The sequence below is a fragment of the Streptococcus sp. 2021WUSS126 genome, assembly GCF_044427255.1.
GTDB classification, from domain to species: Bacteria; Bacillota; Bacilli; order Lactobacillales; family Streptococcaceae; genus Streptococcus; species Streptococcus hashimotonensis.
In genome coordinates this window covers 37,331-61,830 of record NZ_JAOTGI010000006.1, presented here as the reverse complement: position 1 = coordinate 61,830, position 24,500 = coordinate 37,331, and the positions used below count along the sequence as shown (strand labels likewise).

General features: G+C 35.3%; 23 protein-coding genes and 1 other annotated feature. Of the genes, 21 read left to right on the top strand and 2 right to left on the bottom strand.

Going from position 1 to position 24,500, the window contains the following annotated elements:
* Window positions 1-2: 2 nt before the first annotated feature.
* The 15 genes from cps2T (at window position 3) to ODU39_RS04235 (ending at window position 16,367) form a co-directional block, all read left to right on the top strand.
* Window positions 3-1,151: a beta 1-4 rhamnosyltransferase Cps2T gene (gene cps2T / locus ODU39_RS04305; RefSeq protein WP_398579964.1), complete on the top strand. Its 1,149-nt coding sequence runs from the start codon at window positions 3-5 to the stop codon at window positions 1,149-1,151.
* Entirely contained in the window at window positions 1,148-2,077 is a 930-nt protein-coding gene (locus ODU39_RS04300; protein ID WP_208561079.1) for a glycosyltransferase family 2 protein, read from the top strand. The genes cps2T and ODU39_RS04300 overlap by 4 nt, the downstream gene beginning before the upstream one ends.
* 2 nt (window positions 2,078-2,079) lie before the next feature.
* A complete protein-coding gene (locus ODU39_RS04295) occupies window positions 2,080-2,886 on the top strand; it encodes an ABC transporter permease (protein WP_002937101.1) in 807 nt (268 codons plus the stop codon).
* On the top strand, window positions 2,886-4,100 hold the full coding sequence (locus ODU39_RS04290; protein WP_332438358.1) for an ABC transporter ATP-binding protein: 1,215 nt from the start codon (window positions 2,886-2,888) through the stop codon (window positions 4,098-4,100). The genes ODU39_RS04295 and ODU39_RS04290 overlap by 1 nt, the downstream gene beginning before the upstream one ends.
* Complete coding sequence (locus tag ODU39_RS04285) at window positions 4,082-5,845, top strand: rhamnan synthesis F family protein (RefSeq protein WP_398579963.1); 1,764 nt, start codon at window positions 4,082-4,084, stop codon at window positions 5,843-5,845. Before ODU39_RS04290 ends, ODU39_RS04285 begins: the two co-directional genes overlap by 19 nt.
* A 32-nt stretch (window positions 5,846-5,877) precedes the next feature.
* Window positions 5,878-7,137 carry a polysaccharide biosynthesis C-terminal domain-containing protein gene (locus ODU39_RS04280; RefSeq protein WP_024378821.1) on the top strand — a complete coding sequence of 420 codons (1,260 nt, stop codon included), beginning with the start codon at window positions 5,878-5,880 and terminating at the stop codon, window positions 7,135-7,137.
* Window positions 7,134-8,441 (top strand): DUF2142 domain-containing protein, encoded by a 1,308-nt coding sequence (locus ODU39_RS04275; RefSeq protein WP_105178582.1) that lies wholly within the window; start codon window positions 7,134-7,136, stop codon window positions 8,439-8,441. Before ODU39_RS04280 ends, ODU39_RS04275 begins: the two co-directional genes overlap by 4 nt.
* Window positions 8,442-8,465: 24 nt before the next feature.
* Window positions 8,466-9,455, top strand: a complete 990-nt coding sequence (locus tag ODU39_RS04270) for a glycosyltransferase family 8 protein (RefSeq protein ID WP_105159175.1) — start codon at window positions 8,466-8,468, stop codon at window positions 9,453-9,455.
* 2 nt (window positions 9,456-9,457) lie between these two features.
* Window positions 9,458-10,438, top strand: a complete 981-nt coding sequence (locus ODU39_RS04265; RefSeq protein WP_024415527.1) for a glycosyltransferase family 2 protein — start codon at window positions 9,458-9,460, stop codon at window positions 10,436-10,438.
* Between the two features lie 9 nt (window positions 10,439-10,447).
* Window positions 10,448-12,508 carry a rhamnan synthesis F family protein gene (locus ODU39_RS04260; protein WP_174853658.1) on the top strand — a complete coding sequence of 687 codons (2,061 nt, stop codon included), beginning with the start codon at window positions 10,448-10,450 and terminating at the stop codon, window positions 12,506-12,508.
* Window positions 12,508-13,761, top strand: coding sequence for a glycosyltransferase family 4 protein (locus tag ODU39_RS04255; protein WP_398579962.1), 1,254 nt, complete (start codon window positions 12,508-12,510; stop codon window positions 13,759-13,761). The genes ODU39_RS04260 and ODU39_RS04255 overlap by 1 nt, the downstream gene beginning before the upstream one ends.
* A 102-nt stretch (window positions 13,762-13,863) precedes the next feature.
* A complete protein-coding gene (locus ODU39_RS04250) occupies window positions 13,864-14,580 on the top strand; it encodes a glycosyltransferase family 2 protein (RefSeq protein ID WP_136646856.1) in 717 nt (238 codons plus the stop codon).
* Window positions 14,580-14,936 carry a DUF2304 domain-containing protein gene (locus tag ODU39_RS04245; protein ID WP_002937073.1) on the top strand — a complete coding sequence of 119 codons (357 nt, stop codon included), beginning with the start codon at window positions 14,580-14,582 and terminating at the stop codon, window positions 14,934-14,936. The genes ODU39_RS04250 and ODU39_RS04245 overlap by 1 nt, the downstream gene beginning before the upstream one ends.
* Complete coding sequence (locus tag ODU39_RS04240; protein ID WP_105248560.1) at window positions 14,926-15,696, top strand: glycosyltransferase; 771 nt, start codon at window positions 14,926-14,928, stop codon at window positions 15,694-15,696. The genes ODU39_RS04245 and ODU39_RS04240 overlap by 11 nt, the downstream gene beginning before the upstream one ends.
* 182 nt (window positions 15,697-15,878) lie before the next feature.
* Window positions 15,879-16,367: an EbsA family protein gene (locus ODU39_RS04235; protein WP_012027226.1), complete on the top strand. Its 489-nt coding sequence runs from the start codon at window positions 15,879-15,881 to the stop codon at window positions 16,365-16,367.
* Here the strand turns inward: ODU39_RS04235 and ODU39_RS04230 are convergent.
* A complete protein-coding gene (locus ODU39_RS04230; protein ID WP_044671351.1) occupies window positions 16,356-16,550 on the bottom strand; it encodes a ferredoxin in 195 nt (64 codons plus the stop codon). The genes ODU39_RS04235 and ODU39_RS04230 overlap by 12 nt on opposite strands.
* A gap of 50 nt (window positions 16,551-16,600) precedes the next feature.
* Between ODU39_RS04230 and ODU39_RS04225 the strand changes: the two genes are divergently transcribed.
* From ODU39_RS04225 to ODU39_RS04200, 6 genes are all read left to right on the top strand, one after another.
* On the top strand, window positions 16,601-17,071 hold the full coding sequence (locus tag ODU39_RS04225; RefSeq protein WP_398579961.1) for an SAG1386/EF1546 family surface-associated protein: 471 nt from the start codon (window positions 16,601-16,603) through the stop codon (window positions 17,069-17,071).
* A gap of 9 nt (window positions 17,072-17,080) precedes the next feature.
* A complete protein-coding gene (cmk, locus tag ODU39_RS04220; RefSeq protein WP_105202489.1) occupies window positions 17,081-17,758 on the top strand; it encodes a (d)CMP kinase in 678 nt (225 codons plus the stop codon).
* A gap of 26 nt (window positions 17,759-17,784) precedes the next feature.
* Window positions 17,785-17,913 (top strand) — a sequence feature (ribosomal protein L20 leader region).
* 40 nt (window positions 17,914-17,953) lie between these two features.
* On the top strand, window positions 17,954-18,460 hold the full coding sequence (gene infC / locus ODU39_RS04215; RefSeq protein WP_002940606.1) for a translation initiation factor IF-3: 507 nt from the start codon (window positions 17,954-17,956) through the stop codon (window positions 18,458-18,460).
* Between the two features lie 26 nt (window positions 18,461-18,486).
* Window positions 18,487-18,687 carry a 50S ribosomal protein L35 gene (gene rpmI, locus ODU39_RS04210; protein ID WP_012027223.1) on the top strand — a complete coding sequence of 67 codons (201 nt, stop codon included), beginning with the start codon at window positions 18,487-18,489 and terminating at the stop codon, window positions 18,685-18,687.
* 39 nt (window positions 18,688-18,726) lie between these two features.
* Window positions 18,727-19,086, top strand: coding sequence for a 50S ribosomal protein L20 (rplT, locus tag ODU39_RS04205; RefSeq protein WP_012028296.1), 360 nt, complete (start codon window positions 18,727-18,729; stop codon window positions 19,084-19,086).
* Window positions 19,087-19,574: 488 nt separating this feature from the next.
* A complete protein-coding gene (locus ODU39_RS04200; RefSeq protein WP_398579960.1) occupies window positions 19,575-22,079 on the top strand; it encodes a pneumococcal-type histidine triad protein in 2,505 nt (834 codons plus the stop codon).
* Window positions 22,080-22,272: 193 nt separating this feature from the next.
* On the opposite strand, the gene ODU39_RS04195 is transcribed toward ODU39_RS04200, so the two are convergent.
* A complete protein-coding gene (locus ODU39_RS04195) occupies window positions 22,273-24,453 on the bottom strand; it encodes an LTA synthase family protein (RefSeq protein WP_105256759.1) in 2,181 nt (726 codons plus the stop codon).
* Window positions 24,454-24,500 lie beyond the last annotated feature (47 nt).

Here is a 24,500-nt window from a genome sequence, read left to right as displayed (position 1 = left end):
TCATGAAACACGTTTTTATTATCGGTAGTCGTGGACTGCCAGCAAAATATGGTGGCTTTGAGACCTTTGTCCAACAATTGGTCAGTCACCAGCAATCTGAGAAGATTCATTACCATGTGGCGTGCTTGTCTGATACAAGTCATCACCAACATTCGACCTACCTGGGTGCAGATTGCTTCACCATTAATCCACCAAAACTTGGACCGGCTCGTGTGATTGCTTATGATATGATGGCGATCACTTATGCCCTTAAAATCATCAAGGAACAGCAGATAGAGCGACCAATTTTCTATATCTTGGGAAATACCATAGGTGGCTTCATAGTGCCTTTTGCAAAAATGATTCACTCTGTTGGAGGTACCTTGTTTGTCAATCCAGATGGTTTGGAATGGAAACGGACCAAGTGGGCTAAGCCAGTCCAGAGGTATCTAAAATTTTCTGAAAAAATGATGGTCAAATATGCTGATTTGATTATTGCTGATAATGAGGGAATTGAGGATTATATTCAATCTGAATACTTAGCTACCAATACACGCTTTATTGCCTATGGTACAGATTTAAGTCCGACTAAGTTAACAAAAGAATCTGAACAAGTTCGCCAATATTTTACAAATTGGGACATTAAAGAGAAAGAATTTTATCTGATTATCGGTCGTTTTGTACCTGAGAATAACTATGTGACAGCAATTAGGGAGTTTATGGCAAGCAAGACAAAACGTGATTTGGTCATTATAGCCAATCATGAAGGCTCTGCTTATTTCCAACAGCTCAAAGAAGAGACAGATTTTGCATCTGATCCACGAATCAAATTTGTTGGAACAGTGTACGATCAAGAACTACTAAAGTATCTTCGACAGGAGTGTCGTGCCTATATCCATGGACATGAAGTTGGAGGAACCAATCCTAGTCTCCTAGAAGCGCTGGCGCAAACCAATGAAAATTTGGTTTTAGGTGTTGATTTTAACCGCAAAGTTGCCCTAGAAGGTGCTCGGTATTGGAGTAAGGAGTCAGGTAGCCTGAGTCAATTAATTAACCAAATTGATGAGAATGCTGAAGCGGTGGAATTAGGAGAAATTGCGAAAAAACACATGAAGGATGAATACACCTGGGAAAAAATCGTCCAAGAGTACGAGGAATTATTTTTACAATGAAAGTAAACATACTCATGTCGACCTACAATGGTCAACAGTTCTTAGCTGAGCAAATTCGCTCTATCCAAGAACAAACTTACACAGACTGGACACTATTTATTCGTGATGATGGTTCCAGTGACAATACAAAAGAAATACTTAAAGATTTTGAGCGTCAAGATAGTCGAGTTCATCTTATTGATAGTGATAAGAGTGACAATCTTGGAGTTATTAAAAGTTTTCACAAACTAGTGAACCACGATAGGGCTGACTATTATTTTTTTAGTGATCAGGATGATGTTTGGTTGCCAAATAAATTGGAACTCAGTCTAAACGAAGCCCAAAACTATCCAGCTAATCTCCCCTTAATGGTTTATATGGATTTAAAAGTGGTGAATCAAGATTTAGAGATTATGACTGAAAGCATGGTTAAATCTCAATCTCATCATGCCAATACGGAATTGGTGCAAGAGTTGACTGAGAATACTGTGACTGGCGGTGTCGCCATGATTAATCATACTCTCGCTGAAATGTGGCAAGAGACGGATGATATACTCATGCACGATTGGTACTTGGCCTTACTTGCTTCAGCCTTTGGAAATTTGGTATTTATTGATCAACCAGGTGAATTGTATCGCCAACATTCGGATAATGTACTAGGTGCTCGAACCCTCTCAAAACGCTTTAAAAAATGGATTCGTCCTCACATTTTATTTGCGGTCTATTGGGACTTGATCAAAAATAGCCAAAAACAAGCCCGGCATTTATTACAAATGCCACTTTCTCAATCAAATAGAGAATTAATAGAAGCCTTTGTAACCATTATGGATAAACCAATGCTTGAACGATTCAGGATTTTGAGAAAATATGGTTTAAGAAAAAATAAAACCTTTCATACATTAGTATTCACAACATTGATTGTGACAAAATTTGCATATAAGGAATAGCTATGAATTTATTAAATAAAGAAAATCAAATACTCTTAAGAGAGATGATTAAAACAGATTTTAAATTACGTTACCAAGGTTCTCTCATTGGGCATCTCTGGTCGATTTTGAAACCGATGTTACTTTTTACAATTATGTATCTAGTATTTGTTCGTTTTTTGCGCTTTGATGATGGAACTCCTCATTATGCAGTAGGGCTACTATTGGGTATGGTAACATGGAACTTTTTTACAGAAGCAACTAATATGGGGATGATGTCTATTGTTTCACGTGGAGATTTGTTGCGCAAATTGAATTTTTCGAAAGAGATAATTGTCTTTTCTTCAGTTGCAGGAGCTGCAATTAATTACGCCATTAACTTAATGGTTGTGTTTGTATTTGCTGCTATTAACGGGGTTCCCTTTACTTGGTCCATTTTAATTATAATCCCATTGTTTTTTGAATTGGCATTACTAGCAACAGGTATAGCTTTCATTTTATCCTCTTTATTTGTAAGATTTAGAGATATTGGTCCAATTTGGGAAGTGTTCTTACAGGCTGGATTGTATGCGACACCAATTATTTATTCATTGACATTTATTTTACAGCGTGGGCAAGTAACATTTGCTAAATTGATGATGTTGAATCCTGTTGCACAAATTATTCAAGACTTGAGACATTTTATTGTTTATTCTGGGAATACTACAGTTAGTGAATTGATTGAAAATCCTGTTATTGTGGCAATTCCGTATATTCTTCCAGTCGTTGTTTACCTATTGGGTATAACTGTGTTTAGAAAAAATGCCAAAAAGTTTGCGGAGATTTTGTAATGGTAAAAAATAATAATATTGCTGTAAAAGTAGAACATGTTAGCAAGAGTTTTAAGCTTCCAACGGAGAGTAGTCAGAGTCTAAGAACTACTTTAGTCAATTTATTTAAAGGGATTAAAGGCTACGTAGAGTATAATGTTTTGCAGGATATCAGTTTTGAAGTTGAAAAAGGGGACTTTTTTGGAATTGTTGGTCGCAATGGTTCTGGTAAGTCGACACTGTTAAAAATTTTATCTCAAATATATGTTCCTGAAAGAGGGACTGTAGCTGTGGATGGTAAATTAGTTTCTTTTATTGAACTTGGTGTTGGTTTTAATCCGGAACTAACTGGTAAGGAAAATGTATACCTAAACGGTGCGATGTTAGGATTTACTGCAGAAGAAATTGATGCAATGTATGATGATATTGTTGAATTTGCGGAATTAAGTGAATTTATGAATCAAAAGCTGAAAAATTATTCTAGTGGAATGCAGGTACGTTTAGCCTTTTCAGTTGCCATTAAAGCGCAGGGAGATATTCTGATACTTGACGAGGTTCTCGCAGTGGGCGATGAGGCCTTTCAGCGTAAATGTAATGATTACTTCCTAGAGCGTAAAAAAAGTGGAAAAACGACTATTCTTGTCACCCATGATATGGGAGCTGTGAAAAAGTATTGTAATAAAGCTCTTCTTATAGAGAAAGGATACGTCAAGGCATTAGGAGAACCTGATGATGTAGCTAATCAATACAGTTTTGATAATGTGCTTGCCTCAATAAGCGAAGTTACAGAAAACGAAGAACCTCTGCATCAGAGTGATATTGTAAAAGATTTGCAGATTAACCTGGTCTCAAAAAATCAAATTGAACCAGATGAATCAATTGAAATTGAGTTTAGATATACGGTTTTAGAAGATATTGAAACACATATTGCATTTACATTTTTAGATTTAGAACGTCATTTTGATGTATATAACGACAATTCTATGGATTTAAAAACGTTTGGCAAAGGCGAGAAGTTTTTCCGAGTGAAATGTAAGCTACCTTCAATTAATCAGGCTAAATTAAAAATGGCGGTGTCAGTACGAAATAGTAATAAGCAGCCGTTATTATTTGCAAAGACTTCTGACACACCAGCTATTTTTATTAGTAGGAAGTTTAGCACTGATAATATTGCAGAGGAAGACGCAGCAACCGGGTTTATTCAGAGAAATAGCCAATGGGAGCTACTAGAATAATAAAATATAACGGAGGCAGAATGTCGCGTTTGTTGGTATATGTTCACTATAATAAATATAATGTTGTCAGTGAATATATTTATTATCAATTAAAGTCGATACGAAGTATTTATTCAGACATAGTTTTTGTTTCTAACAGCCATGTTTCAAAGGACATAGTACAATATTTACAGTCGGAACGATTGATTGATTTTTTTATCCAAAGAGATAATATTGGTTATGATTTTGCGGCATGGAAAGAAGGGCTGAATCAAGTAACATTTTATCAATATGATTCGGTAACTCTGATGAATGATACATGTTTCGGCCCCCTCTGGGACCTAGAGGATTATTATAGTCAATTTGACAGTGATGTTGATGTAGATTTTTGGGGAATGACCAATCACTTAGAGACAAAAATAGATAGTGTAGTTGTCCCTGAACATTTACAGTCATATTTTATGGTATTTAAAAAACGAATCTTGCAGAGTCAAGCATTTGTTGATTTTTGGTCATCGGTAAGTGAGTTAACAGATATTCAAGATGTTATAAAATTATATGAGAGCCAATTGACAAAAATACTTTTATCAGAGGGCTATAGCTATAAGTGTGTATTAGATACGTCCATTTGTTGTAAAACCCTTGAAAATAGCAACATTACACTAGAATATCCAGAAGTTATACTTAAAAATAATGTTCCATTCATAAAAATAAAGAGTTTTACCGAATATCCAGACAGAATATACTCTTTATTACATCTTATTAGGATGAAAACTAAATATCCAGTTGAATTAATCGAGAGGCATTTGAGGCAGATAATTATTCCGGGTACGAGTTTTATTCCTCAAATACGGGTTTCGCAAACGACGGAAACTGTTCTATCTTCGACATCGGTGCTTCTTCATATTCACATAGAATCAGTGTCTATTTTTGAAGAGTATATTGAAGAGTTATGCAAAATAGCCGATAGGTGCCAGTTACTAATAACATTGCCAGAAACTGATTTTTCAAATAATTTTAGTATAGTTGAGAGATATTTATTCACCTACCAATTGAGAGCACAGATTGTAAAACTCACAGATGAATTGCATTTTTTTGAAATAGTAAATAACTATACGGGAGATGCCAAATATCTTGCTCATATAACTGTCAAACAAACAAAGGAAATAAAATATTCTGTAGAGGATATTATTGACAGGTATCAGTTGAGGAAAATGTTTTTTACATCATTTGATGCAGTGATTTCTAATTTTGAATCACAATCTAATTTGGCTGTAGTTATTCCGGACTTAACAATTAATCAAAGATATGATAGAAAAAGCCTTCGTGAGGGCAATCCAGAACTTATTCGTCAATTGAATATACTCTATGAATCACTTGTGAGAACTAAGAAAGTTGATTTTTATAAAGTGCCTTATATAATTGGAGAAGAAGTAAGTTGGTATTGGATAAAAACAGAACACTATAAAAAGCTTGAGGAAAAATTTAGAAACATTGATTTTTTAAAAGAAGATAGATTATTGCTAGTTCCAATATTATTTATTTATAGCGCGTGGGATTTATCAAATGATTATGCAGTAGTTGAGAATACTGAAAATGTGAGTCCAATATTGGAAAAGATTAGTTTTTCCAGCGAAAGGGAATTGCGTTTGATTATTGAAGAAAAGGAATTTTTACAAATTGGACTGAGAAGGACACTAAAGATAATATCTGTTGGGATTGTGAGTGTGTTTAAGATGATAAAGAAATCTCTATTAAAAAATTAGGGATAACGGATGACAAACAAGGGGAAGATAGTGTGAAGAGCAAAATAGTATCACCAAAAACAATATTTATTTGGAATTTATTAGGAAGTATTTCTTCAGCAGCAATATCAATATTTTTATTGTTACTAGTAACACGTTTGTTGACGGAATTAGAGGCTGATATTTTTAGTTTTGCTTATGCAGTAGCAAATCTTTTTGTAATCATTGCTAGTTTTCAGGTAAGAGATTATCAAGCGACTGATGTTTCGAAAAAGTTTTCGTTTAGCCAGTATCTTGCAACAAGGCTTATAACAATCACTATTATGCTATTACTTGCCTTAAGCTATATTTTTCTGTCTAAATATGAATTTCAAAAATCTGCTTGTATTTTCCTAATATGTTTGTATCGCGGAAGTGACGCTCTGTCGGATGTTTTTCAAGGATTGTTCCAACAAAATGCTCGGCTAGATATTGCAGGTAAATCACTTTTTTTGAGAAACTCTATTGTGATTTTGACATTTGGACTTGGTTTGTTTATAACCAATAACCTGCTACTCTCATTAATCTATCTAGTCATTAGCTCATATTTATTTGTTTTCTTTTTTGATGTTCCGAATTTGTTTCAATTTACGAGGGTTATCAAAGAAGAAATTAATTTGAAAGCCATTAAAAATATATTGTTAGAATGCTTGCCGTTATTTATTAATGCATTTTTACTTGTTACTATCTATAATCAACCTAAATATGCTCTCAATACTTTTTTTGAGAGAGGTGTTATAGGAACAGGTGTTCAAAGGGATTTTAACATTTTATTTATGCCTGTTTTTTCAATGAATATTTTATTGATTTTGTTTAGACCCATGATAACTCAGTTGGCTATATATAGAAGAGCTGGGGACTATAATCAATTTAAACAATACCAGAAGCGTATCGTTAAAATGGTTGTCGGGTTGGCTGTGTTAGTTTTGGTCGGGGGGATAGTATTGGGGATTCCAGCATTAAATATTCTCTATGGAACGAATCTTAATAAATACTGGCTAAGCTTTATTATAACAATGCTTGGGGGAATTGCGAGTACCTTTGCAACCATTTGTGATAACATGCTTACTGTTTTGAGGAAGCAAAAGTATCTCGTAATTTCATTTGCAATTTCTTGTCTATTATCCATATTGATTTCTAATCCATTGGTAGAATATTATGGAATATTGGGGGCAGCTATTGCTTTTGTTAGTTCGATGTGGACTTGGTTTTTAATTTCTTTAGTAATATATCTAAAATTGCAAAAACATTTGAATTGGGAAGTACAAGAATGAAGATAGAAAAATTATTTTTAAGGTTAGCAATCCCCTTTTTGTTAATTTCAATATTTGTTATGCCTGTGACAAAGGTTCCTGATGAAGCAACACATGCTTTTATGTCGTGGAATATATTATTTGATTCTCCGACAAGTAGAGATACAGAGGCAATGAATGAATTACGGACAGTAGATTTTACGTATTCAGAACCGGAGATTCATGCAGTTGATTCTACAGAATATTCAAACCTTTTTACCAAAATTCGTGATTTTTCAAAGGATAAATTATCTATCGATTTTTCACTGAAATCGTTAATGAGTACACCTCAGCTAATTGGTCTAGTTGTAGGTAAATTGATTTATCCGTCATATGGTATGATGGTCACTATAGGGCGCCTTTTTAATACAATAGTCTATATTATAGGTATCTACTATTTGATAAAAAAAATAAAGTATGGGAAGATGACCCTGTTTTTTGTCTCACTTTTACCTATGATGATTCAGCAGGCTGGCTCACTGTCTTATGATGTGGTGAACTATCTGGCTGTTGTTGCATTTTTTGTTTTTTATGTTAACTTATTGGTAGACAAGGTACTGACCACCAGGAAATTTATTAATTTAATATTATTATCCTTGCTACTATATTTAACAAAAGCAAATAATATTTTACTTTTGGCACTATTGTTTTTTGTTGATTTTGAATTTGAAGGTGTCTTATCTAAGTTTAATTCGATTTTAAAATGGATTCAAAAGAGAAGATTACCAATTCTTATTTTGGGATTAGGACTAGTTTTACTTGTTAGCTATCTATTCCTACATAACAGAGGTGGTGTCGTGCACTTTGTGAAAGTGATGATAAACAGTTTATTTATCAATAATAGAAATGATCATCTTAATGGTATTTTAACGGTTGGTATTTTTGGTTATTTTGGCTGGTTTGTCACTCAATTACCTCTTTGGTTAATTTTCATAGATATTTTCATTTTTACGTTATTATTATTTAATGATGGAAATTTAAAGATAAGTAAAACAGAAGGTCTTGCTTCGTTATTTGTACTCCCTGTTCAGGTAGCTATCATTGTAGCGGGTATGTATTTTGCATGGACACCGACAGCTATTGGACCAAATGCAATGATTTCTCAAGGGGCACAAGGAAGATACTTTACTCCATTTTTAGTCTATCTATTTCCGGCATGTTTAATGTTAAAAGAGCAGGTAAGTGTATCGGTAAAACAGAAGTATTTGATACGGTTGATCACTGGCACAGTAGTCATTAACTTTATCATGTATCTATTTTTGATAGTGGATTATTATTGGTTGTAATTTAAGATAGTGGAAGAGGGAAACGTGAATATATTATTTACATTGAATGATGCTTTTGTCCCGCAAGTTGCAGCTTGTATGGGCTCAATCATGCGAACATTAAACGAAGACGATACATGCCATTTTTATCTTTTCTCAGATGGTATAAGTCAACAGAATAAAGAAAACCTTCATCAATTTGTTACTGACGGAGGAAATAAATTGACAATCGTTGAATTGGAAAACTTGGAATCATATTTTGATTTTGAAGTTGACACAAATGGTTGGGCTTCGGTTGTACTTGCAAGATTACTTGTAGATAAATTACTGCCCGAAGAAGTTGATAGAATCATCTATTTAGATGGAGATACTTTAGTTTTAGAAAATATTCGGGAGCTATGGGAAGTAGATTTGGAGGGGAAAGTCCTTGGAATGTGCCCAGAACCGACAGCTTCGTCTGAGAGAAGAGAAGGCTTAAATTTGGGTACGTATACATATCATAATGCGGGAGTTCTTCTAATCGATTTGAAACGGTGGCGTTCAAAAAGTATAGGAACAATTATTTTTGATTATTATAAAGAAAAAAATGGAGAGCTTTTTGCTAATGATCAAGATGCACTGAATGGAGCGTTGAAAGAAGAGATAAAAACACTCTCAATCACTTATAATTATTTTAATATTTTTGATGTTTATCCATATCGTACATTGGAAAAATTAAGTAGGCCTTCAACGTTTATTTCAAAAGAAGAATTTGTAAAAATTCGTAAGCAACCACGTATTGTTCATTTTTTAGGCGAAGAACGTCCATGGAGAATCGGAAATAAACATCGATTTAGAGAGGACTATGTTTCTGCATTAAATCAGACGCCATGGAGAGGTACTCAATTTGAGAGTGGTTGGCAGCTTTACTTTTTCTGCTTTAATCTTTTTAACATGGTTATGAAGCCTTTTCCTATGTTGCGCTATAAAATTATTACAGTCTTAATTCCTGTATTCATGAAATATAGGAAAATTAGATTACAAAAAGGAGTCTAGGTGTGAAGTTTTCCGTTATTATCCCAGCGTACAATGTTGCTGATTATCTGGAAGAATGTGTGTATAGTGTACTGAATCAGACTTATGAAGAATTTGAAATATTGTTGGTAGATGACGGTTCTACAGATGGTATAACCTCCAATATATGCGATAAATTAGCAGCTAAAGATGATAGGGTGAAGGTATTTCATCAGTCTAATGGTGGGCAATCAATTGCGAGAAATACAGGAATAAAAAATGCTAGTGGTGATTATATTTTATTCCTAGATGGTGATGATTTTTGGACTGATGTGCATTTTTTAGATGAAATCAATGATGAACTACATTCTCACGAGGAAGTGGTAGATGCAGTAATTTATCCATTTTCATACTGGTATGGTAATGCTGATATAAGAGTTCGTGATTTCCCTCAAAAATTACCTAGACATGAAATTATTACTGATTCTGTTCTACTTGTAGAAACAGGCGCATTGATTGCTCCTGTTTGGAACAAGTGTGTCCGCAGAGAACTATTTGCAGATTCTTTGATGTTTCCAGACGGGTTAATGTACGAAGATGGTATTTGGTGTGCAGACCTATTAAAAATAATAACTTGTTGTTGTGTCATTGAAAATTCTAATTATATGTATAGACAAAATAGAGATGGAAGTTTTACTAACAAAATTACACAAAAAAAAGTCTATCATGCCTTTAGAGGAATTGAAGAAAATTTAAAGAATTTTAAACAACTATCGAATGAGAAACAAGAAGCACTTTTGATTTATTTATCAAATTCTTATATTTCCATCTTGCCATTTGTATTTCCATATCTGAATAATTCTGATATAAAAATGTTTGTGAAAAAATTTAGATATTTGCTGAAATATTCACATAGGGTAGAACTTGTTTCGTTTAGAATCTCAGGTTTAATGACCAGAGTTCTGGGGATATATGTATCAACATTTATTCAAAACAAACTTTTGAAAATTTATAAAAGTAGATAATAATAGAAAGTGATTGGTAACACTGTGAAAAGGTGGATTAGAAATTTCACAACGCGATTATTTATCTTATCAGGTAAATACAAGCTATTGTTTTATATATTAGAGCTTACCAAAAATATTGCAAAGTTTTTCTGGAGCATTCCAAAATATATAAAGCGAACTATACTAGCTTTGCAACGTGATAAGCAACGTAGAAATAATTATTCAGATATCAAAAATCGTTACTTGATTTACACAATTTATGAACATCAATCGTCTTTACAGGACTATAAAGTAATTTTTTTAGAGGCATTGGCTAAAATTTCTCGAGATGTTTTAATTGTTGTAAATGGTAAACTTCCACAGGCTGATATAAATCGTTTAGCACAATATGGTAAGGTTGTGGAAAGAGAAAATGAGGGGTATGATGTTGCGGCTTTCCGACACGGGATAATACATACTGGAAAAGAGGCGTTACAACAATATAATCAGCTCATCTTGGTTAATGATACGAATATTGGTCCTTTTAGAGATTTGGAAGAGGTTTTCTCTGAGTTTAATTCCGATCAGTTAGACTTTTGGGGAATTTCTATGGGTGAGGAGCAGCTAGACTTTACAGGTTATAACCCTTATGGTAAAATTCCTAAGCACTTACAATCATATTTTGTTGTTGTTGAAAATAGTTTGCTAAGATATGAAGGTTTTTATGATTATTGGGAAAAGCTCTCTGACACGGATTCTCGTAATAAGGCAATTGGAAAACATGAAACTGTGTTTGCAAAATATTTTTATGATCGAGGCTTTAAGTATGATGCATTGATTAAAGACACGAAAGATAGTGCATTGTATATTCATCCGCTTAAATTATTAAAGCAAGGTTGTCCATTAGTTAAGTATTCGGCCTTTAGAAATTATGACAGAGAACAATATTTTTGGCATGGTTTAGAAAGAGAATCTGAGATTCCGGATTTGATGGAGTATATTGCTAAGGAAACAGATTATCCGATTGAAGTGGTGTCTTCTATATTAGAAGATTTTAAAACTAGAGAAAATCAATCTTATATTTTGATTATTGATGGTGTCGAAAATATTATTCCACAATGTACACGTTATCGTGTGTTAAATAAGGCTGAGCAATTGCGAGAACTTGGTTATACAGTTCGAGTGATAAATAATTCTCTTGTACAACTTCAGGATGCACAGTTTGCTAGTCATATTATTATTTATCGTGCTCCATTCAATGATATGCTGAAAGAAATATGTAGGGCGGCACACATAAAGAACAGACCAGTTTATTTTGATATTGATGATTTGGTTTTTGATACAAAATTTACAGATGAACTTGAATTTACCCAAGGCTTGAGCAAGAGAGAGAAAAAAGGTTATGATACAAGTGTCTTAGCTTACAAAAAAATGCTTTCTCTCTGCGATTATGCTATCACATCGACTTCGAAATTGAAAGACGAGCTTGAACAATATAAAAACAAGGTTATCTTGAATCGCAACGTCATGTCTAAAGAATTAGTTGAGCGTAGTTTACAAGTTAAGAAAAATTCGAACGACAATAAAGTCAAAATAGGATATTTCTCAGGGTCAATTACACACAACGAAAATTTTGATTTAATTAGTCAAGCATTGCTACATCTGCTTCAAAAGTACCCGCAAGTGGAATTACATATAGTAGGATATTTAGACATTCCTAAACCATTCCAAAAATTCAAAAAACAGATTGTGAGTCATGAGTATGTTGATTGGAGAAAGCTTCCAATTTTAATTTCACAAGTTGATATTAACTTGGCGCCGCTTGTAACCACAACCTTTAATGAAGCAAAGTCGGAAATTAAATGGATAGAAGCGGCAGCAGTTAAAGTTGTGACAGTTGCAAGTAATCTTGGAGCATTTGAAGAAATGATTCAAGATGGAGTGACTGGAGTTCTAGCAGATGATAACGAATGGGAAAGTAAATTGGAGAGATTGATTCTTGAACAAGACCTGAGAGAACAAATAGCAGAAAATGCTTTTGAATTTGTAATGAATCATTGCACTACAGCAAATAGAATTAATGATTTTTTGAAAGAAGAGTTAGTCTAATGAAACGTATTTTGTTTATTTCTCCTACAACTAGTATGGATAATGGTGCGGAGAAGTCTGTTTATTATCTAATGAAGTACCTTATTCAACTGGGACACACAGTTATAAATGTTACCCATGCAATAGGAGGGGAACCACAAGATAAGCATGAGCAACTTTATAAAATGATAGGGGTTAAGAATTACTATTTACCAACTGTCAAGTGGTGGTGGCCGGATGCACCAGGTGGAGAAATCCTTAATAGAGAAGAGGCTACAAGCTACTATCGCCAGAATGTTCAAGACATAGCTGAAATTATTGAGCAAAATGAGATAGACTTGGTTATTTCAAATACTGTTAATGTTTTTCAGGGAGCAATTGCTGCCTCATGTCAAAAGGTTCCCCATTTTTGGCTAATTCATGAATTCCCTAAAAATGAGTTTGCTTATTATGCTGATAAAATTGACTTCATAGAAGAGTATTCTTCAGAATTATTTAGTGTGACTGGAGAGTTAAATAATTTTTTAACACCACTATTTAATAAGAAAGTCCATCCGTTTATTTCTTATACTGAGCAAGAAACAAAAGATTTAAAAAAAGGCAACCAAGTTAGAATTGTTTCTGTTGGTCGATTAACAGAAGGAAAAAATCAATTAGAACTTATAAAAGCATATAAGACACTAAATAGATTAGATATTGAATTGGTTTTTATTGGAGGATGGGATAGTAAATACAAAGCTATTTGTGATGAATATATCCATGAAAATAAATTACAGAAAAATGTTAAATTTTTAGGTAACTTAGATAATCCTTGGGAAGAAGTAACTGATAGAGATATCTGTGTTTTCCCCTCATCTATGGAAACTTTTGGCTTAGTCTATGTTGAAGCAATCTTAAGAGGGCTTCCAGTAATTCTATCAGATAATTTAGGACATTTGACGGCATTTGAAATATTCTCAGCAGGTCAAATTTATAAATTGGGCGATATAGAAGACTTGGTGACTAAGTTAGAGCAAGTGCTTGAATCCTTTAGGGATTTTTCAGATAGGGCTCGGCTTGATGTGGAACGTTTACGTACTCTATATACACCGGAGGTTGCCTATAAAGAAATACTGAACGGCATCAACCACTTAGAATATACTGGACACCAAAATACAAATTTAAGTCACATAAAAGAGTTACTGACTTTAAATATGCATCCAACAAGATTGGAGCGTTATGCAAGATTGATCAGCAATATCGCGACAAAAATCAGACATAAACTTCGACTTTAATGAATAATAGGATAGCTATGCTAAAATATGTATATTACAGTTTCTTCAAATGAGTAGTAGAATCTGAAAAGTTATATAGAATTCTAGTTTTAGAGAGAAAAAATGAAAGTATTAATGATTATTCCTGCCTACAATGAAGAAGAAAGTATCCTTCAAACTGTTCAGGGAATTATAGATTATAGAAATAGTGTGAATTTCCAATTGGATTATGTTGTCATTAATGATGGCTCAACAGATCGCACGAAAGAAATTTTGATAAACAATAAATTAAATGCAATTCACTTGGTACAAAACTTGGGTATTGGCGGAGCTGTTCAAACAGGATATAAATATGCCTTGGATAATGACTATGACGTAGCAGTTCAATTTGATGGTGATGGTCAACATGACATTCGTTCCTTAAATAGCTTAATTCAGCCAATCTTAGTTGGTCAAGCTGATATGGTGATTGGCTCACGCTTTGTTGGTGAAACCTTGTCAGAATTCCAAACCAGTTTTATGAGAAGATTTGGAATAGGTGTTATTTCAAATATGATAAAAATAACAACTGGAAAACGCATTTGGGATACAACATCTGGTTATCGTTTGGGAAATAGAAAAGTAATTGCTCAATTCGCCAGACGATACCCTACGAAATATCCGGAACCAGAATCAACTGTTCATTTACTAAAGCAAAATTTCCAAGTAGTAGAAGCACCTGCTAATATGTTTGAGAGAGCAGGAGGGGTTTCTTCGATTACTCCATTTAAGTCCATCCGCTACATGGTAGAAGTTTGCTCATCTATTTTGATTGCTTCGCTTATGAAGGAGGGGGAATAATGACTATACAAGCATTAGCTATGTTTCTTGCCTCACTAGGTTTTTTGTATTTTATTTTTAGGAATATTAATAAAAATAAGATTTTATTCGAACATGCCTTTATGTGGATTGTTATTGGCTTCGGACTGATTGTTTTTGCACTCTTTGATGTTATTCCTATTAAATTGGCTTATTTATTCGGGTTTGGTCTGACTTCCAATTTCTTGTTATCTGTGGCAATTTTTGTTCTCTTGGTGATTGGATTTTTGCATAGTATGGCTTTATCTCAACAAAAGCAGCAGATTAAAAATTTAATTCAAGAAGTATCAATGGCTAAAAAAAGAATCTCTGAGTTGGAGGAGCATCATGCAGAATAACCATACATTTGTTATCTGTGCTTATGGAGACAGTAAGTATCTAGAAGAATGCATCCATTCGTTAAAGCAGCAAACACTTCAATCACAACTCATCCTATACACTAGTACTCCGAGTGAATATATAGAACAAATTTGCCAAAAGAATGCAATCGTAATGCATACCGCACAAGGAGGAGGTATTGGAAAAGATTGGAATTTAGCACTCTCTTTTGTAACAACCCCTTATGCTACAATTGCTCATCAAGATGATATTTATTTACCAGACTATTGTGAAAAAATAATGTCTCAGATGACAGAGGAAACGTTGATTGCTTATTCAGATTATCAGGAAGTTAAGGAAGGTGTGGCTATTCCCTTAACTTCAAACTTGAAAATCAAGCAACTCATGTTACGGACAATGGCCATGTTTCCCAAATGGAAGTTTTGGCGGAATAGGGTTTTAGCCTTTGGTAATCCAATTTCTTGTCCAGCTGTGACCTATAATTTGAAGAAACTGAATGATTTCAAGTTTAATGAAGCAATGAAAGTTTCTCTTGATTGGTTTGCTTGGTATCAGATTGCACAAAAAAATGGTAGCTTTACCTTTGTAGATGAGAGTTTGATGTATCATCGCATTCATGAAGAATCTGAGACGACAAATAGCATTGAAAACAATATTCGTACAAAAGAAGACTATGAAATGTATTTGTTGTTCTGGCCAAAGTTTATTGCCAAGTTTCTCCTGAGTTACTATGTTAAGAGTCAAGAGACGAATGACTAAAATATTTTGGTTGTTGATCATTGTGTTCCCACCAATTCCTACTCAAAATATTTCAAAAACATTTCAGAAATTTTACAAAACATTCAACATTGTCATGTAAATGTAATAAAAAATTTCAAAAGATAGAGGTTTTCATAGGAAAATCTCTTTTTTTGTGCTAGAATAATAGATGGAGGTCCGATATGATCAAAATTTTTGGTAAAATTCGTTACCATTGGCAACCGGATTTATCATGGGCCATCATATACTGGTCACTTACCTTCACACCTATTTTTATTGGTATGGCACTTTTATTGGAGAAGTTGCAAGTTTCAAGATTATTTATTCTACTTGTCTCACTCTTTGCTGTATTAGTAGTGCTCGGCTTACATCGCTATTTCGAGATAAAAGATGAGCATTTACGGATTGCTTCGGCTAATCCTTTTGCAGTGCAGAAAATTGAAATTGCTACCATAGAAAAAATTGAAGTTTCTTATTTAGCCATTCGTATATTTGCAAAAGAGTTTCCCAACGGACGGATGTATTATATGCGTAAATGGACAAAAAAATACTTTATTAACCATTTAGCTATTCATAGTTGCTTCAAGGGTAAAATTGAATTAATAGACCATTTAATAAAACAGGATTATTTTGAAGAGTATTATACAAAAAAAGCCAAATCAATCCGCTGAAATGGCTTTTGTAGGGCATGATTTGATGGCTTTAAGAATATCTGGATTGGGTTCAATTGTTTTCTCTAATTGTGAGTCGTCTGAAAAAACAACGATACCATTGTCATCATAATCAAACAGAGATGAGTAGGTTTGGCAGAGCCCGCAAGCAATGCACCGTTCAGGAATAAGTTTTACTTTCATATTAGTATTGTAATCATATTTTAATAAAAATACAAGGAGTTTTCTCAATAATGTCACAAGAGCCATGGAATGAAGAAGTTTACCACACAGAAACAACTAGTCGTAAAGAACGTCTGAGTAAGGGGGTAGCGAATACAACAGTATTTACAGTTTTGGCAATTATTTTCTTTGTTATCGTACTGATTATTGGAATTATGGCTGTCTATCTCTCAATCGGTGGCGGTAGTAAAACAGATTCAACAAAAGAATTTTATACCCCAAGCACTACAACAGTCGTAGTAGAGAGCTCTTCATCGGCTGCTGAGTCACAAGAATCTATTTCGACTGACACGACAGAAACAAGTTCTAGCCCAGCGGAAGCAACGGATGGCTCTACCCTTACTGTTCAAGCAGGTGAAGGTGTAGGACAACTGGCTGCTCGTGGCGGGATTTCAATTGCAGAGCTAGAGCGTTTGAATCCAGAGAAAATGACAACAGGGTCTTGGATTGCGCATCCTGGGGATGTAGTTCGTATTAGATAAAGAGGAGTTATGAAATCAATTCAAATTGCAATTGACGGTCCAGCTTCAAGTGGAAAGTCAACGGTTGCTAAAATTATTGCTAAAAATTTTGGATACACTTACTTAGATACAGGAGCTATGTATCGCTCGGCTACCTATCTAGCCTTGACAAACGGTGTAGAGGTCACAGATCAAAAACGAATCGTGGACTTGCTTGCCCAGTATCCCATTCGATTTGGGCGTGATGAAAACGGTCAGCAACTTGTTTTTGTCGGTGATGAAGATGTTACTTTGCCTATTCGAGATAATCAAGTAACAAATAATGTATCAGCGGTAGCAGCGCTTCCTCTAGTACGGGAAGAATTGGTCCGCCTGCAACAGGACATTGCGCAAGCTGGTGGTATTGTCATGGATGGTCGTGATATTGGTACGGTTGTGTTGCCACAAGCAGAACTCAAAATATTCCTTGTTGCCTCTGTTGAAGAGCGTGCCCTTCGTCGATTTAAGGAAAATACGGAACGTGGCATCGAGACAGACTTGGAATCCTTGAAAGAGGAGATTGCGGCTCGTGACTATAAAGATTCCAATCGAGAAGTTTCTCCTTTAAAGGCAGCAGATGATGCCATTACCTTTGATACAACAGGAGTATCCATAGAAGGTGTTGTTCAATTTATTTCAGAAAAAGCGAAAGAAATTCTTGACAAGTAGTTTTAGACATGTTAGAATAGTCGTATTGAGAAAAGCAGAAGTGAGAACTTCTCGCCTTGCGACTAACGTTGTCTGGCTCTACGGATTAAGATTTCTTCGGAAAGAATAATGGTGTAGTGCGGACTTGTTTAGCAAGTCCGTTTCGTTTTTCTCGAAAAATACAAAATGAGGTGAAAAGCCATAGCAAAGCAAGATTTGTTCATCAATGATGAAATTCGAGTGCGTGAAGTTCGTCTTATCGGTCTTGAGGGTGAACAGTTGGGAATCAAACCACTCAATGAGGCTCAGGCCATTGCTGATAGCGCCAACGTGGATTTAGTATTGATTCAACCCCAAGCTAAACCACCAGTAGCGAAAATTATGGACTACGGTAAGTTCAAATTTGAATATCAGAAGAAACAGAAAGAACAACGCAAAAAACAAAGTGTTGTCACTGTAAAAGAAGTGCGTCTAAGTCCAGTTATTGATAAAGGGGACTTCGAGACAAAACTTCGTCATGCCCGTAAATTCCTTGAAAAAGGAAATAAGGTTAAGGTTTCGATCCGTTTCAAGGGTCGTATGATTACCCACAAAGAAGTTGGAGCGAAAGTATTAGCTGAGTTCGCTGAAGCAACCCAAGATATTGCCATTATCGAACAACGCGCTAAGATGGACGGACGTCAAATGTTTATGCAATTGGCCCCAGCTTCAGATAAAAAATAAGCTTTTTAAGCAAAAGGAGAATTAACATGCCAAAACAAAAAACTCACCGCGCATCAGCTAAACGTTTCAAACGTACAGGTTCTGGTGGATTGAAACGCTTCCGCGCTTATACTTCACACCGTTTCCACGGTAAAACTAAAAAACAACGTCGTCACCTTCGTAAAGCAGGTATGGTACATGCTGGTGACTTCAAGCGTATCAAATCAATGCTTACAGGTTTGAAATAAGCCGACTACTAGAATTTAGATTATTTGGAGGAAAATTAAATGGCACGTGTTAAAGGTGGCGTTGTTTCTCGTAAACGCCGTAAACGTATTTTAAAATTAGCTAAAGGTTACTACGGAGCTAAACATCTCTTGTTCCGCACTGCGAAAGAACAAGTCATGAACTCTTACTACTATGCATACCGTGACCGCCGTCAGAAAAAACGTGATTTCCGTAAATTGTGGATTACTCGTATCAACGCGGCTGCTCGTATGAACGGTTTGTCATACTCACAATTGATGCACGGTTTGAAATTGGCTGAAATCGAAGTAAACCGCAAAATGCTTGCTGATTTGGCAGTAAACGATGCAGCAGCTTTCACTGCTCTTGCAGATGCTGCTAAAGCAAAACTTGCTAAATAAGTATAAAAATCTAAAGAACTTGGTAGTGATGAACCAGGTTCTTTATTTTTGGAAAGTAGCTCACCACTTGCTAAATTTCGATATGGGTGATATACTTAACTAGTAAATAAATCGACGGTTTTTAACTTTCTCGTCATTTAGTTTTTCTTTTATTACTTCGACGAATGAGGAAACTTTGTTTCCTTATTTCCAACTTCAAACACTCCACTGGAGTGTTTGAACTCGCCTTGCCTGATTGAAACAGTCTGGGGGACTGTTTCAAGTCAATGCCTAGAAATAAGAAAGCATTGAGTTATGCCTGTGGCTGTTGACACAAACTTCGTTTGTTTCATTTCCGACCTTCAAAGGTTCCCCGAACCTTTGAAGCTAGTAATAAAAGTAAACTAAAAGACTATAATAAGTGGATGTGGTGATGCTATTTTACAATAGTTGATTACATTTATCATGTCGGTAATATAATAATGGTAAATAAGGAGAGAAACATAGATATGAAACAAGGTAAGACTTTGCTTTATGTAGCAGGAGTATCGCTTATTTGTGCTGTAGCATTGGTTACTTATCAAGCGTCTAACTATAGAGAGCAATCGAACCATCAAAAAACAACAAGCATAGAAACATCGCAATCAAAGCAATCAAAAGAGATTCCTTCAGATTCGAAAAAGGAAGTTCCAGGGATTGATAAGGCGACGGATGATGGTTTTTTACTCACTGATGAGTCACAAATTGAGGAAAAAACTGATTTAGGAATTATTGTCAATCATGGCGATCATAAGCACTTTTTCTTTTATTCAGATTTAAAGAATACAAAATGGGCTTATTTAATTCCTGAAAACTATCAAGAAAAAAATCATTCTTCTCAACCTAAGAGAAGTCAATTATCGTCAGGCTCGAAACAGACCGAAGATGAATACGTTTTTGATCCTAAAGATATTGTCGCAGAGGATGCCAATGGCTATACTGTTCGGCATGGGGATCATTATCACTATATTTTAAAATCAAGCTTAGGTGGCACGACACACAGACAATTGACCTCTGATAGTCGTCAATCGCCAACTGTTCCTATCGTTCACCAACAGGAAGGGATTCCGGGGATTGATTTTCAAACGAGTGATGGTTTCTTGTTTGATGGGCAAAATATCAGCGGTGTAACGGAAACCGGGATTCTAGTAAGGCATGGGAAACATTTGCATCTTATTCATTTTGAAACATTGAAAAGGAGTAAATGGTCTTATCTTGTGAATCAGTATAAACCAAATGTTGAATCGGATAAGAAGTCACAACCTGAGGTAGAAAATACTGAGTATCAAACGAAATTGGACTACTTAGCAAAAGAACTGAATTTAGAGCCATCACGTCTTAAGAAAGTCATTGTTGACGGTCAAATTGGATTAGAGTATCCGCATGGAGATCACACACATATTGTTTTATTAAAGGAAATTGATATAACGAAGCCGTTTGAAAGTCCGGAAGATCGTATTCTTAAACAAAAGGATGGAGAAACTCTTGAACAGAGAAAAGAACGTCTCATTAAACAGTACATGGAGCGTTTTAAAGTAAAACGTGAGGATATTACAATTGATGGGAACTATATGAGTGTACGCCATGGGGACCATGCGCACGTTTATAAAATTGATCCTAGTTTGCCAGATGATCCTGAGCGTGATGTTAAGACCGAAACGGTAAATCTTGCTATTGAGAAACAATCAGTATATGGACCTTTTTATACAGAAGGTTCGACAGAAAATTTAACACGTAATGGTGTCCATCAAAAGTATCATCCGGAAGGTCTTCAGGATATTAAAAATTTCATTCTAGTAACATTCAGTACAAATAGTGATTTTGGTGATTTTGTCGTTAATGGTAAAAAAACGAAGAGAGTTTATTATTTGGTTCGTAAAGATTTAAATTGGGAGGATTTGAATATCGCCTATCCGCAGACCCTTCAACAAAAGGGACGTGTCTTTAATGGTTGGAATGCTACTTTGCCAAAGTCTGGCAAGATGGCAAGAGAACATCAAAGTTTTTATGCTGATTTTGATAATGTTTATCGTAAGCCAACCAAAAATATTTACACTCCAAGTGATGATGTTTCAAATATCGATTTATCAGACTATGTACCTGTTAAATATAGTGCGATAGCCAATGGTCGTTTAAAATTAAATGGTGAGATTCGAGCAGGGTTCATATACTTTGTGAAATCTGACTTAACTTGGAAACAAGCTAAGGAGCAGGGGCTTGTTGTACCAGAACCGGTTCCAAGCAAAGATTATGAGTTCATTGAGTTTAGGACAGTTATTACTGGTGGAGAAAAAGATACAGATTATGTTAGTGCCACAACGAGCTTGGCAGCATTTGGGACAACGGCTCCTCGTATAGGACCTTACATTGCTAATAATACGGATAATCCAACGGACATCAATGACCCAAGTAGACATCCAAATTACTATTGGTATGATCCAAAGAATTATGTAGCCCTCGCATTTCGAGCAGGTGAAGGCGGTCAACTTCAGACCCATTTGGGAACTAGTAAAACAGTTGTTTACCTTGTTAGAAAAGGGTTAACACTAAACCAAGCTGGAATTTTTCCGCCATCTTTGAAGAGTGATACAGGTTATAAACGAGATTATACAAAACCTGTTATTCCAAATGTAGCATGGGATACACCTATTTTGGAAGATACTGTCTACGATATTCATTTCGATAAAGTTGAAAGTGATAGCAAAGATGGGACAGTTGAGCCAGGTGATACTTGGTTGCCTGGGAATCCATTGCCGAATACTCCCGATGTCCCTAATGGAGAAGGGAACGCAGATAGCTGGTTAGATGATTTGTTGACACCTAGTCCAGAAGCGACAGATGTAGAAACTGTAACAGAAGCTGAAACTACAACAGAAGATACAAAAGCAATTGAAAGTAGTACTGTTGCTCCCATAGATATCCCTAAAAAATCATCAACAGAGGAAGAGCCTAGTGAGGATTCTATATTTCCTTGATGAAATAGAGATGAGTGATTTGAAATAGTGGTCTAATACTCTTCGAAAATCAAAATCAGACGTTGTTGACTTGATTTGATGAACTTCAGTTCTATCTGCATCTGCGTCGCCTAGCCTGTTTTTGATTTTCATTGAGTATAAAAAGGCTTAGAATCAATGTAGTAACTGACATGATTCTAAGCCTTTTAGTGTATTACCGTGAATTTGAACTGGTACTTGTTGAGCTAGTGCTTGTACCAGTATTTGGTGTGCTAGTAGTTGTTGTACTACCATGAAGTTCTAGGTAGCTTGGTGCTTTAAATAGGTCAATTGTCGACTTATTGCCGTTTGTACTATATAAACTTGTTGATTGTTTGCCAAGTTTATTCTCTAGTGCAATCTCGGCAGCCAATGAGTCAAGGTAGTTATATTGGCTTGGATCCAAGGCTGACAATCCATTGTCGAAGAACCGGATAAGATCACCAGTTTGAATGGCATCGCTAGTCGCCAGTTGTGCTGCAGTAGCTTCTTTAATTGCATCAATTTCTTTCTGAGTTGTCTCATCTGGATTTGTAATTTCAAGACCAGTTTCTGTATAATAGATTTTACCTTCGTAGCTAGTGTATTTTGGTGTAATAAAACTTCCAGCGGTTCGAAGAGCCACAATTTGGTTGTGTTGGCTGGAAAGTAGGTCTTGACCAACTTGAAGATAGTTATCGGATTTGATTCCTAAAAGATGTTCGAGAGTAGGAAGTGCGTCAATCTCACCACCATAGGTATCAAAAATTCCACCGTTGGTCATTCCAGGTACAACAATCATATATGGAACACGTTGCATCATGGCATTGTCAAAATCTGACCAAGTCTGCGAATCTTTTCCAATCAACGGTGCCAAGTCAGGATTACGTGAATTAGAAATTCCATAGTGATCGCCATAGAGAACGATGACGGAGTTTTCGTACAAGCCAGTCGCTTTTAAGTAATCGAAAAATGCCTTTATGGACGCATCGAGATAGTTGGCAGTAGCAAAATAGCCATTAATGGTTTCATCATCTGTATTGGCTAATGGAAAGCCGATTTCATCCCCAATCAAGCTGGTTGTATAGGGGTAATGGTTGGAAACCGTGATAAATTTGGTATAGAAGGGTTGCTGTAAATGTTCAAGATATTGGATAGAGTCGGCGAACATGATTTTATCATTCAGACCGTATTGGAATGAATTTTCAGCAGTGGCTTTAGAGAAGTAGGATTGATCAAAGAAGTAATTGTAGCCCCACTGTTTATAGGTATTGTTCCTATTCCAGAAACTGGCTGCATTACCGTGGAATACAGCAGATGTATATCCTCCATTTTGAGAGAGAATATATGGTGCAGCTTGTTGGGTATTGCTTCCACCGTATTGGACCATGAAAGAGCCTTGATTGAGGCCAAAAAGAGAGGTTTCAATCATGGTTTCGGCATCAGAGGTCTTACCTGCCTTAACTTGGTTAAAGAAATTGGAAAAGGCGAGAGTAGAGCTAGAATGATACAGAGAATTGAGGAAAGGTGTGACTTCGTGCTCGACACCGTTGACGTTCAACTTATAGTCAATAACAAATTGTTGTAAGCTTTCTAGGTGGAGATAGATAACATTTCGCCCTTTGGCAATACCGAAGTAGTTGTCATTCGGTTGAGCATAATGTTCTGCAATATATTGTTTCACAGGCTCCAAATCTGTAGATTTTGCTCCAGAACGATTCTTGTGGGCATTGTAGGTTTGATTAGCATTGTAACCAAGGAAAGCAGGTAAACCAAGGGCTCTGACGATATAAGTATTAGAAAATCCTCTCGTAAGTAGCTCTGGTCTATCAATTTCTGCTAAAAAGAGGTTGATGGAGAAAAGCATGACTGATAGTGCTGTAATAGCAAAGCTAGATTTTTTATGAAATGTCTTTTTATCCCACCGGAGTAGTTTACGATAGACTAGGATTCCAAAAATGATAAAATCAATAAAATAGACAATATCCCATAGCCTAAATAACTTAAGAGCTGCTTCCCCTAATCCAGCAGATACACTAGAGGTAGCCATTATAGTAGAGATGGAAATATAATCGGAAAATTCTCTATAATAGACTGCATTTGAAAAGAGCCAGGCGGAAAGAATAATGTAAATGATCATCGCTACGCTATAGAAGACTTTTGTATTCTTTATATAAAGCGAGAGACCGAGTAATAAAATCCCGACTGGTAGAGGATTCATGACAGCAATAAAATTTTGGAAAAACCCTTGTGTATCTAAGTTGAAATCAACATAGTAGGCCCAGAGTGTTTTGAGCCAGTAAATGATTAGCAAAATCAAGACGAAACCAAGTCGAGTTTGTCCGCTCTTCTTGACGTAGTCAATTAGTTTTTTCACAATAAAACCTCATGGTCCTTTCTAAAAGTTTAGTTAATTATACCATA